Annotated in this window: 10 protein-coding genes; 7 read left to right on the forward strand and 3 right to left on the reverse strand. The window is 37.7% G+C overall.

Going from position 1 to position 12,603, the window contains the following annotated elements:
* Positions 1-88 precede the first annotated feature (88 nt).
* From mreC to priA, 7 genes are all read left to right on the forward strand, one after another.
* Positions 89-916, forward strand: coding sequence for a rod shape-determining protein MreC (gene mreC, locus OM074_RS12565; protein ID WP_301199920.1), 828 nt, complete (start codon positions 89-91; stop codon positions 914-916).
* A complete protein-coding gene (gene mreD, locus OM074_RS12570) occupies positions 913-1,431 on the forward strand; it encodes a rod shape-determining protein MreD (RefSeq protein ID WP_301199922.1) in 519 nt (172 codons plus the stop codon). The genes mreC and mreD overlap by 4 nt, the downstream gene beginning before the upstream one ends.
* Positions 1,432-1,451: 20 nt before the next feature.
* Entirely contained in the window at positions 1,452-3,287 is a 1,836-nt protein-coding gene (gene mrdA / locus OM074_RS12575) for a penicillin-binding protein 2 (protein WP_301199924.1), read from the forward strand.
* The gene (gene rodA / locus OM074_RS12580; protein WP_301199926.1) at positions 3,274-4,695 is read left to right on the forward strand and encodes a rod shape-determining protein RodA; all 1,422 of its coding nucleotides are present in this window, start codon (positions 3,274-3,276) and stop codon (positions 4,693-4,695) included. Before mrdA ends, rodA begins: the two co-directional genes overlap by 14 nt.
* A 283-nt stretch (positions 4,696-4,978) precedes the next feature.
* Complete coding sequence (locus OM074_RS12585) at positions 4,979-6,283, forward strand: KamA family radical SAM protein (RefSeq protein WP_301199927.1); 1,305 nt, start codon at positions 4,979-4,981, stop codon at positions 6,281-6,283.
* A gap of 338 nt (positions 6,284-6,621) precedes the next feature.
* Positions 6,622-7,581 carry a lysylphosphatidylglycerol synthase transmembrane domain-containing protein gene (locus OM074_RS12590; protein WP_301199929.1) on the forward strand — a complete coding sequence of 320 codons (960 nt, stop codon included), beginning with the start codon at positions 6,622-6,624 and terminating at the stop codon, positions 7,579-7,581.
* Positions 7,582-7,608: 27 nt separating this feature from the next.
* Entirely contained in the window at positions 7,609-10,077 is a 2,469-nt protein-coding gene (gene priA, locus OM074_RS12595) for a replication restart helicase PriA (protein ID WP_301199930.1), read from the forward strand.
* 314 nt (positions 10,078-10,391) lie between these two features.
* On the opposite strand, the gene OM074_RS12600 is transcribed toward priA, so the two are convergent.
* From OM074_RS12600 to OM074_RS12610, 3 genes are all read right to left on the reverse strand, one after another.
* Complete coding sequence (locus OM074_RS12600) at positions 10,392-10,643, reverse strand: hypothetical protein (protein ID WP_301199931.1); 252 nt, start codon at positions 10,641-10,643, stop codon at positions 10,392-10,394.
* Positions 10,630-10,818, reverse strand: coding sequence for a hypothetical protein (locus tag OM074_RS12605; protein WP_301199933.1), 189 nt, complete (start codon positions 10,816-10,818; stop codon positions 10,630-10,632). The genes OM074_RS12600 and OM074_RS12605 overlap by 14 nt, the downstream gene beginning before the upstream one ends.
* A gap of 514 nt (positions 10,819-11,332) precedes the next feature.
* Positions 11,333-11,896 (reverse strand): DUF922 domain-containing protein, encoded by a 564-nt coding sequence (locus OM074_RS12610; protein ID WP_301199935.1) that lies wholly within the window; start codon positions 11,894-11,896, stop codon positions 11,333-11,335.
* Positions 11,897-12,603 lie beyond the last annotated feature (707 nt).

A 12,603-nucleotide genomic window follows, 5' to 3' on the forward strand; every position in this document is an offset into this window, starting at 1 on the left:
TACGCGTCGTGGATTAAAAATCCTTTTTTGATGCCATGTATTTAAGCAAAAAGTGGCAAAGTAAGTAAGTTAATAACATAACACATTAATGAGGAATTTCTTACATTTTATAATCAAGAATCATGTAGGTTTTTTGTTTGTATTTTTTGAATTGATTGCTTTTATATTGATAATAACCTTCAACCAAAACCAAAGGGCCATTTATTTAAGTTCGTCATCAAGGTTTAGCGGAGGATTGTATGAAAGTGTAAGTAATATTGAAGAGTATTTTGTTTTAAAGAAAATCAATAAAGAACTTGCCAGTGAAAATGCATTTTTGCGTAGTCAGCTTCCCACATCTTTTTTGCAATCAAAAGATTATTTTACGTTGATAGGAGATACCAATACCACAACACAATATAAATACCGTACTTGCAGGGTAATAAACAATACAATTCGCAAACACTTTAATTATATTACCCTAAGTAAAGGTTTTAAAGATGGAGTTAAGCCTGATATGGGGATAATTTCTAATCGGGGAGTTATTGGTATTGTTATTAAGTGTACCGAAAACTTTAGTACTGCTTTATCGGTTTTAAATCCCCGCCTAAAAGTTTCTGCCAAACTGAAGGATACGGATTTTTTCGGGTCGGTAAGCTGGGATAATAAATCCATACACCATGTTATTCTCGATGAAATCCCTGAACACGCCAATGTTCAACTAGGCGATCAGGTTGTTACGAGCGGGTATTCTTCTACATTTCCGGAAGGGATTTTAATAGGTACGGTGGAAAATGTGGAACACCCTGTTGGGGAGAGCTTTTTTAAGATCAAGGTTAAACTTAGTGTTGATTTTTCCAAATTGAATTTTGTGGAAATAGTGGAGAATATTTTTCAGGATCAACAATTGAAATTAGAGGAGGAGACCATAAAATGATAAGATTAATACCACGATATATATTTAATTTTTTCTTTTTTGTTTTATTGCAGGTGCTTATTCTCAATAAAATTGAATTCTCAGGGTTTATTAATCCATACTTATATGTACTGTTTGTTTTAACATTGCCATTTGAAACACCAGGATGGTTTCTGTTGGTCTTGGCAGGAGTTTTGGGTTTGAGCATTGATATGTTTTCAAATACCCCGGGAATGCATATGGCAGCAACCTTACTGTTGGCGTATATTCGCCCCTATATCTTATTAAGGATTGCCCCCAGGGATGGATATGAACCAGGTACTTTGCCAACGCCCTCTTTTTATGGTTTCCCATGGTTTTTTAAGTATGCCGTTATATTGGTGCTGATTCATCACTTCCTCTATTTTATTATTGAAGCATTTTCATTTACCCATATCATTGAAATACTAGCACGAACTGTGTTTAGTACAGTTTTTACACTTGTGATTATGGGAGTAACATTGCTTTTTAATTATCAGAAACGCAAAAGGATTTAAATAAAAGTAGCGTGGAAAACATGAACAGAAGAACCATAGTTGTTGCCCTGATTTTTATTTCTGTTGGGATTGCGTTTTTAATCAAACTGTTTATATTACAGGTATACGACCCCTCATATAAGTATTCTGCTGAAAGTAATACCCGACGGGAAATTATAAACTACCCTGCTCGTGGGCTTGTTTTTGATAGGAATGGAAAACTAATTGTTTCTAACCAGGCCAATTACGATTTAATGGTTGTGCCCCGGGAATTAAAAAAGATGGATACGCTCAGTTTCTGCCGGGGGTTGAACATTTCGAAAGATGAACTGAAAGAGCTTTTCAGGGAGATGCGGTCTAAATTAAAGCGACGTAAAATATCATCAATAAAACCTTCTGTGTTTTATAAACAGTTATCGGCCGAGCAGTATGGTTATTTGCAGGAGAAGCTTTATAAGTTTGATGGTTTTTTCGTGCAACGCAGAACCCTGAGAAAATACGAGTATCCTAATGCAGGGCATATACTGGGGTATATAGGTGAAGTAGGACAAAGTACAATAAATGAGGATGATTATTACATCACCGGTGATTATCATGGTATTAATGGAATTGAATCGACTTATGAGAAATTTCTAAGGGGAAAAAAAGGATATGAATATGTTTTGGTAGATGTTCATGGTAGAGAAAAGGGTGCTTTTAGGGATGGGCATTTTGATATTCCGGCAGAGGCAGGAAAAGATATATCGCTCAGCATTGATATAGAACTTCAAAAATATGGTGAGGAACTCATGGCCAATAAAATTGGGTCTATTGTTGCTATTGAGCCGGCAACTGGTGAAATATTAACAATGATTTCGGCACCTACATATGACCCTTCGTTGTTTGTTGGGAAAAAGCGGGCCGCAAATTTTGCCACACTTAATCAGGATACTTTGATGCCCTTGTTTAACCGCCCAATTATGGCCTTGTATCCCCCGGGTTCTACTTTCAAGCCGCTGAATGCACTGATTGGCCTGCAGGAAGGTGTTATTACACCAGAATCTAAGTATGAATGCTATATGGGATACTCCGTTGGAAGTTTTCACTTGGGCTGCCATAGCCATTATAGTCCGCTTGATCTGAGACACTCCATATCAAATTCTTGTAATGCTTATTATTGCCATGTGTTCAGGAATATCATCGATCAATCTAAGAATTCTTCGGTTCAGGATGGTTTTGAGTTGTGGAAGAATTATCTGGTTCGGTTTGGTTTTGGTTATAAGTTGGGAGTAGATTTTGCCAATGAGAAGCGAGGTTTTGTTCCTAACCATAAAACATACGATAAAATATACAATAAAAGCTGGTCTTCGTTAACAGTGGTTTCGTTGGCTATTGGTCAGGGAGAGCTTTTGGCTACACCCATGCAAATTGCAAACCTGGGAGCTACCATTGCCAATAAAGGGAGGTTTTATACGCCCCATATCATAAAAGGGATTGAAAATGATACGATTCCGTCAAAGTATAAGACGATAAGGGAAACCAATGTGGATTCAACACACTTTCGTCCTATTATTGAAGGGATGGAACTGGCAGTTTGGGGTTCGGACGGCAATACAGCCGGGATTGCACGAATACCGGATATAAGGATTTGTGGAAAAACCGGGACTGCTGAAAACCCACATGGTGAAGACCATTCAGTTTTTGTGGCCTTTGCTCCCAAAGAGGATCCTAAAATAGCTATTGCAGTTTACGTGGAAAATGGTGGGTATGGTTCCAGATATGCAGCACCAATAGCTAGTTTAATGGTTGAAAAATATTTAAAAAACGAAATTCATCCTACCAGAAAGTGGTTGGAGAAAAGAATGTTGGAAGGAGATTTGATTCATGCCTCAGAATAATAGCTTATTAAAATCGGTAGATTGGGTTGTAGTAATTGTTTATGTAACCTTGGTGGCATTCGGTTGGTTTAATATTTATGCCGCAAATTATAACCCTGAAAATCCTGTATTGTTTGATGTGGGAAGGGAATATGCAAAGCAGTTGTTGTGGATTGCTTTGTCGGGTGTGATTATATGGGTGATTTTTATGACCGACAGCAAATTTTATGTGGCATTTTCTTACTTTTTGTATGGACTGTCTGTGTTCCTGTTGTTTTCAGTTATTTTTTTAGGTAAAGAGATCAATGGTGCCAAATCATGGTTTGAGATTGGACCGGTTCGTTTTCAGCCGGTTGAACTTGCAAAAGTAGCAACAGCCTTAACCCTTGCACGGATCATGAGCCGGTACGATTTTTCATTTAAAAAAACTTCTAACCTTATGCGGGTTGGATTGATATGGATGTTGCCGGTAATCTGTATTCTGTTGCAAAATGATACTGGTTCGGCTTTGGTGTTTTTTATTATGGTATTGCCTTTTTACCGTGAGGGTTTATCAGGGAATGTATTGGTTTTTGCCTTGATTGGAGCTGTAGTATCGGTTTTAACTTTGGTATATCCCAATGTTATTATCCTGGCAATTATCATTGCCAGTTGTTTTGTGTTTCTTGCTTTTAAGATACAATACAAATTTATTGGCTACGCATTGTTTTTTGGCATTATAGGTTTTTCGGTTTCCTATATTGCATTTAAGGTGTTGGGCAAAGACATTCGTTTGGACCTTTTTACCCTTGTTGGAGCCATATTTATTTCTATATACCTGGCTATAAGTGGACTTAATAAAAGGCTAAAGGCAATTTTGCCAGCCATAGTTTTTATGTGGGGGGCTATTGCTTTTACTATATCAACCGATTATTTTGTTGAGGAGATATTATCTGAATACCAACGTAACAGGATCAATGTGTTGCTTGGTTTTAAGGATGATCCTTTGGGAGCTGGATATAATGTAAACCAATCTAAAATTGCTATAGGATCCGGAGGTTTTTTAGGCAAGGGGTACCTGGACGGGACACAGACCAAATTTGACTTTGTTCCGGAACAAAGTACGGATTTTATTTTCTGTACTGTTGGTGAAGAATGGGGGTTTGCAGGAACAGCCTTGGTTGTAGGGCTTTTTGTTTTCTTAATGATAAGGTTGGTTATACTTGCCGAGAAGCAACATTCGGTCTTTAGCCGGATTTATGGTTATTGTGTAGCTTCCATTTTTTTCTTTCATTTTTCAATTAATATTGGAATGACCATTGGGTTGGCTCCTGTTATTGGAATTCCCTTACCATTCTTTAGTTACGGAGGTTCTTCCTTATGGGGATTTACTACTTTGCTGTTCATTTTCCTGAAATTGGATACCAATAGAAGTGAATTAATCAGGTGATTTGTAACAAATTTTTATTAGTTTTGCCATCGATTTCGGCTATCGGTAATTAAAAGACTATAGTTCAATTACTTACTGTGTGATTCAATTGTAAGTGACGATTTGACTTATTTCGAAAATTTTCGTAATTTATAAGTCCGTCATTCCTGGTGTTGGGGCAACATCGTTCTAAAGTTATTAAGGATTTCCATCTCCTTTCGAATATGAGAGCTGGAAATGAATGCCCTTTTTCCAAATTGTTGATAGGCGTGTACGGTTATTAATTTTAAAAGAAAGCATGATTATGATGAAGTATCAAACGTATTCGTTGCATAATTTTAAAAATATCCCGCAGATATCTCTGTTGTCAGAAGAGGATATTCTTAATATAGAAGTGGTTGGACATGTACTTCCTTTTAAAACCAACAATTATGTAATTGATGAATTAATAGATTGGGAAAATTATCAAGAAGATCCCATGTTCATCCTAAATTTCCCACAAAAAGGTATGCTGCCTGTGGATGATTTTAACCATATGGCAACCTTGTTGAAATCAGGGGCCACTAAAGAAATCATCAGAGAAGAGGCTAATCTTATCAGGGAAAAACTTAACCCTCACCCTGCAGGGCAGTTAGAATATAATGTTCCTGAGTTGGATGGTGAAAAGTTACACGGAGTACAGCACAAATACCGTGAAACTATGTTGTTTTTTCCTACACAGGGGCAAACGTGCCATGCTTATTGTACGTTTTGTTTCCGCTGGCCACAGTTTACCAATATGAATGAGCTTAAGTTCTCAATGAAAGAGGCTGATTCAATTGTGGGATACATAAAGCAGCACCCTGAAATAACAGACCTGTTGATAACCGGGGGAGATCCAATGGTAATGAAGGCTCATATATTTGATGCCTATATCACTAAAATATTGGATGCGAATATTGAACATTTGCAAACAATCAGGATTGGATCAAAATCTTTGAGTTTTTGGCCATACAGGTACCTTACTGATCCTGATGCAGATGATATGATTGCTGTTTTTGAGAAGATAACAAATGCAGGTAAAAATTTGTCTTTTATGGCCCATTTTAACCACCCAAGAGAATTGGAAACAGAAGTGGTTAAAAAGGCGGTAAAAAGAATCCGGGAAACAGGTGCTATTATCAGAACCCAATCCCCAGTTCTAAATCATATCAACGCACATGGTGATATTTGGGCTGATATGTGGAAAAAGCAGGTGAACCTTGGCATGGTTCCATACTATATGTTTATTGCCCGGGATACCGGTGCTCAGGAATATTTTGGGATACCTGTTGTAAAAGCCTGGAGTATCTTTAGGCGTGCCTATACTCAGGTAAGCGGTATTGCCCGTACGGTTAGGGGGCCAAGTATGTCGTGTACTCCCGGAAAGATCAGGGTTGTGGGAGTGTCTGAGATTAAAGGAGAAAGGGTAATCACCCTTGAGTTTATCCAGGGTAGAAACAGTGATTGGGTAGCTCGTCCGTTTTTTGCCAAATATGATTGCAAGGCTCAGTGGATTGACGACCTGAACCCGGCATTCGGTATGGAAAACTTTTTCTATGAAGAAGAGTTAGGCGAAATTCTGCTATAGTAACACAGGATTTACTATTATAAAATAGTTTATTAATTCACATTCGTAAAAAATCAAATATTTTTGGTGTTTTATGAATGTTGGATTAGTATCTGAAAGTCTTTGACCTCACAACCTGGCTCCTGGCAGTCTTGTTATATCAGACTAAAAGTCTGAAACTATCTGCAATACTATTTTGATTATAGTCTTATCCAGGATTACGATGGATAATATGATCCTTTCATCCTTTTTCTTTTTACCAGGTATTGTTCTGTTTTTTCTGCTGCATTATTATTTTTGTTTGAAATTATAATATATAGTCTATTTTTGCACCTGGTTGATATTAATAATTGATAATCTTGAAGTTCATAAATAAATATTCCAAAGCACTTAAGCTCATTGCTAAGATAGTTTTATCTGCAGCTGCGCTGTATTACGTATTTAAAAAGATTGATTACAGAGAAACCCTTGACGCGGTTATGGGTATTAAAGTCAGTTATCTGATACTCTCCATATTGCTGTACGCCCTGTCTCAGGTAATCAGTTCATTCAGGCTTTATAATTTTTATAAGTATGTTCCTGTTCGTATTGGTTCTACCGCAAATTTAAAGCTATACTGGCTCGGAATGTTTTATAATATGTTTCTTCCCGGTGGAGTAGGTGGAGATGGATATAAGGTTTTCTTGCTTAATAAGTATAGAAATACTTCTGTTAAAAAACTGATAGGTACCGTTTTTGCCGACAGGTTAAGTGGCTTGGCTGTTATTGTGGTTTATATTTGCGCACTGGTTTATTTTATTGATTATGATTTAGGAAAGGCTGATGTTCCTGAAGATGGTGTTAAAATAGTACATGATATCTTGTTGTGGATAAATCCTTTTTTAAAATATTTTGTGGTGTTTATCCCTGTTATCGCTGTTGGATATTATTGGTATCTCAAGGTTTTCAGTTCACACCTCGCGCCTTCTACCTGGAAAGTGTTTGGGTTGTCACTGGTTATTCAGGGACTACAAATGTTATCAGCTATCTTAATACTTAAATCAATGGGAACCGAACTTGCAGGCAGGCAGGATGATTACCTGTTCCTGTTTTTTCTTTCCAGTATTATGTCTGCTATACCAATCTCCTTAGGAGGATTAGGTTTGCGTGAAATGACTTTTATGTATGGCTCTCAGTATCTGGGTCTGAATTTGGATCATGCAGTAGCCTTGAGTATTATTTTTTATCTGATCTCTCTGTTTATCTCCTTGTTTGGTGGCTATTATGCCTATAAGCCGGCTGTTATTTTTGAAAAGGATAGTTTTGAAATGGAAGAATAACAAAATTAGTGGTTATTTTTGTGGTACATGAAGACTACTTATTTTGCAGATATCATTCTTCCGGTTCCGCTTCCCAGGCTGTTTACTTACGAAATACCAGAAGAATATATAACCCATGTTGAGTTGGGTTCAAGGGTAATTGTTCCTTTCGGGAAGAAGAAAATCTATTCCGGGATCATCTATGCTCTTCATGATACAAAACCTGAGGATTACGAAACAAAGGAAATCCTCTCCGTTTTAGACGAACATCCTGCTGTTAATGAAATACAGCTGAATTTTTGGCATTGGATTGCCGATTATTATATGTGCACTTTGGGTGAGGTATATAAGGCAGCACTTCCTTCCGGATTAAAACTTGAGAGTGAAACAAAGGTGCATTATAACCAGGATTGGCTTCCTGATGGTACCTTAACTGCCAAAGAAAATATTGTTCTGGATTATCTGGCAGAAAAAAAAGTAGCTACCATTCAGGAATTAAATGGTATTACCGAGCTGAAAAACTCTCTTCCGGTAGTAAAATCTCTGCTCGAAAAGGAGGCTCTTTTTGTAAGCGAAAAGCTGAAAGAAGGTTATAAGCCCAAAACAAAAAAGATAATTCGGCTTTCAGAAGAATATCATAAGGAGCAAAAGATACAAAATGCGTTTACAGATTTGAGCAGAGCAAAAAAGCAGTTAGAGGTTCTGATGTCCTTTTTTACGCTGATTGGTGGGGCTCATCCTGATAATTTTTCAAAAACAATTGATAAAAACGATCTGAAAGATCGTAGTGGTGCCTCTTCAGCGCTGATTAAGGAGCTGGTTAAAAAGGGCATCTTTGAGGAGTTTGATGAACAGGTGTCACGTTTGTCAAAGTCAAATGATACTTTACTGGGGGTGCATACTTTAAATCAGCCTCAGCAAGTAGCATATGATAGTATCAAACAGCAGTTTGAGGATAAGAACGCAGTTTTACTCCATGGGGTGACATCCAGCGGGAAGACAGAAATATATATTCATCTGATTAAAGAACAGATTGAGCTGGGAAAAAAGGTACTTTATCTGCTTCCTGAAATTGCGTTAACAACTCAGATTACCTCCAGGTTAAAAAGGGTATTTGGTGATGAGCTGGGTATCTATCATTCAAAATATACTGATGCCGAGAGGGTTGAAGTATGGGATGATGTGTTGAATAATAAAAACTATAAGGTTATTATAGGGGTTCGTTCTTCGGTATTTTTGCCTTTTGAAAATCTGGGATTGATAATAATTGATGAGGAACATGAAAATACATATAAGCAGTTTGATCCTGCTCCCCGTTACCATGCTCGTGATGCTGCAATAGTGTTGGCTCATATGCACGGGGCTAAGGTTCTCCTGGGTACCGCTACGCCTTCGTTGGAAACCTACCAGAATGTTCAGCTTAAAAAATATGGCCTTGTGGAACTGTTTGAACGTTATGAAGGGATAAAAATGCCGGAAATTGTTACGGTGAATGTTCGTGATGAGGTACGTAAGAAAAAGATGAGCTCACATTTTTCTTCGGTTCTGATTCAGCAGATGAATGATGCCCTGGAAAAGGGCGAAAAGGTAATCCTTTTTCAGAACAGGCGTGGTTTTTCACCATATCTGGAGTGCAACCAGTGCAGCTGGGTACCCAAATGCGATTATTGCGATGTGAGCATGACCTACCATAAACAGATTAACCAGCTTACATGCCACTATTGTGGAAATTCATATGCCCTACCCAGGGTTTGCAAGGCTTGCGGTTCTCCTTCGTTACAAACAAAAGGTTTTGGTACCGAAAAAATTGAGGAGGATATTAAAATTATATTCCCCGATGCCAAAGTGGCCAGGATGGATTTGGATACAGCCCGAACACGAAAGTCGCATGAAACCCTGATCGGTAATTTTGAAAGGGGTGAGGTTGATATTTTAATAGGAACCCAGATGATATCAAAAGGGCTCGACTTTGACCATGTAAGTACGGTTGGTATCCTTAATGCCGATAGCATGTTGAATTATCCAGATTTCAGGGCCTTTGAGCGGAGTTTCCAGTTGATGGCACAGGTCAGTGGCCGTGCGGGAAGAAAGAACAAACAAGGTAAGGTGATTATTCAAACATCGAACCCGGACAATCCCGTTGTGGTTGATGTGATCAACAATAACTTTTTAAACCATTTCAACAGCCAGATGGAGGAGCGTCAGGCATTTAAATATCCGCCTTATTACCGCTTGATCCATCTTACGGTTAAACATCGAAATGCCAATACTGCCAATCAGGCATCTGATTATCTGGGTGAGTACCTGAGAAGTATATTTAGCCATAGGGTAGTTGGGCCACAGGCACCAACCATTAGTAAAATACAAAACTGGCATTTGAGAAAAATTATGCTCAAGATAGAACCCGGTGTTTCATTGAATAAAATAAAAGGGTTGCTTAGGGATGCCATCACCACCCTGGTTACCCACCCTGGATTTAAGGCTACAGTTGTTCAGGCCGATGTGGATCCGATGTAAAAGAAGATCTAAATATCTTTTTTTTTCAGGATGTTGGCTGGTATGGATGATATTTAAAACCCTTACCGTATCACCTTTGACTGTATAAATAATATTGTAATTCCACTTTGTAACAGACCTGTATTTCTTATCTTCCGTTTCCAAGTATTGTTCAACAGAGAAGCCAGAAAAAACAGTCAGTTGTTTACATGCTGATATAATCCCACCTCTGACGTATTCGGCTGTTTCTTACGATGCTTCTTCTTTTAAATATTCGATATAGTTACGGAGCGAAGTTCTGGCTTTGTTGGAGATAACTACTTTGTATTTTTTGATTACCATGTTTTAGACTCTTCATCCAGTTCATCCAGTGTTATATACTCTCCTCTTTCAATCTGCCTTTCTGCTTCTTCCAGCTCTGCTAGCAATTGTTGTTTCTTTATTGGTTTTCCAACCGGACCATATCCAACAATTGGGTTGTTATCTTCCAGGGCAGAATACATTTTCTGGTACATTTCATTGATAAAGTTTTCATCAATCAAATGCAACCGACTGTGTATAAAATCTCTTTTCTCAACTACATTCATAACTTCCATTGTTTTTATCCTTTACAAAGTTAACGATTAATTTCAGTTTTGGTTTCCGACTTTCTTTAATTAACTTTTGCAGTCTTTTGATTTGCATTGCCCTTTCTTTGCTAATCATTATTTCATGGGTTTTGCCATCAAGTGTTATCGTGGCTTTTTCTTCTTCCTTTTCCATATTGATTTAGTTTAAAGGATGATATTTATTTACTTCTCCCTGCACTTAAAAATATTGTTCATCTGATATCTTTCTGTCTGCTCACATACTTATGACCTGTAAAGTATTGTGCTTGCCTTAAGTTGTAATTCTTTAACCAGTAAACAATCACACCCGCTAGTGCGCGATTGTATCGCTTTCTAAAGCAACGCAAATAAAAATATATAATAGATTAAAGCCTTGTAGTATGATAAATATTTCGATGCTCTATTTATGTAAGTAAAGTTTTTATAAATGAGCTACGCCACACGATGCAATCGTGCGGCAGCTGGGGGTTTTATATATCCGAGCGAGTGGGAGTTAAAAACAAATATTGATTATAAAAACAAAAGCCGCACTCTAAAATGCGGCTTTGTTATTTTATATACAGGCCAGAGGCCTTATGTACAGCGACGTAGCCAGAGGCATACGCCGAACGATTTACATTATTTAGTTGCTACGCTGAGCGTGGGGGACTTGCCAAGCTTTTATCTTATTATTTATAGCTGACTTTAACATAATTAGAACAAACTAAAGTATCTGCATAAGTATTCAAGGACATTAATTCCTCTTCAATATATGTCTCCCACATCTTTTGTTCTGATTTATCTGCGCCATGGTTAGTCTCAACATCATACCTACTTTGTTCCAAGAAATGCTCTTCATCTAATCTCTCAAACACCTCTGTATATTTGAGTATATTTGTATTGTTTGTTTTTAGCAAGCTGTCGTAGGTCTCCCTTATCTTTCTAGCATACAATTCACACAAATCGAAATGATACTGCTCATGCTCCAAAAGATCTTTAGAAATAGTATCTATTGTCCATGAGGTCTTCTTGTCAATTACTGCAACAACTGAAAAGCCAAGTTTTGGATTGTAGAAAGATTTATACTTTATCAATACTGATATTAAAGCATCCTTTGCAAATGAACACGTATCCTTACTTGCAAATGTAAAATCATTCCATGTTAACTTTTCTTCTTCATTCCAACTCTTATACCTATTCTCCTTTGGCAGGTATAAACCTATAAGAACAAGACCAATAAAAACATACTTCATAACTTATTCAATTAAAGATATACTTACTCCAGGAGCTTCACTCTTCATTTTTGGATCTGTTATCACTTGATTAAAATCTACCTTCTTACCATTTATTGCTTCATTTAATAATAATTATGCAACTACTATCCCTTGATCTCTAGATACCCTCGCTGTCGCACGATTGTATCGTGTGACTAAAGTAATAAATATTACTAGCAGCATTGCATCGAGTGGTTCACTATTTTACAATCACAACGCCTTCTAATATTCCAATATCACCGCTATAATCCTTCCCCGCTAGTGCGCGATTGTATCGCTTTCTCAAACAATGCAAATAAAAATATATAATAGATTAAAGCCTTGTAGTATGATAAATATTTCAATGCTAGATTTATGTAAGTAAAGGTTTTATAAATGAGCTACGCCACACGATGCAATCGTGCAGCAGATGGGGGTTTTGTTGTTTTATTTACAGGCCAGAGGCCTTATGTGTAGCGACGTAGCCAGAGGCATACGCCGAACGTTTTACATTATTTAGTTGCTACGCTGAGCGTGGGGGCGTACGCCGAGCTTTATATTATTTACTCGCTACGCTCAGCTAGGCCAGAGCAAGAGTCCGGGCCGGGGATGGCGAGAGGTCTTCAAAGGGGCACTTGAGGCGGTTGTGAGTCGGCCGGAATTGAAGGCCGGTGTGGGATGAAGGAATCTCTTGCTCTAGAGCTTTT

It is taken from the genome of Plebeiibacterium marinum (genome assembly GCF_026013615.1).
Taxonomy (GTDB): Bacteria; Bacteroidota; Bacteroidia; order Bacteroidales; family Marinilabiliaceae; genus Saccharicrinis; species Saccharicrinis marinus_A.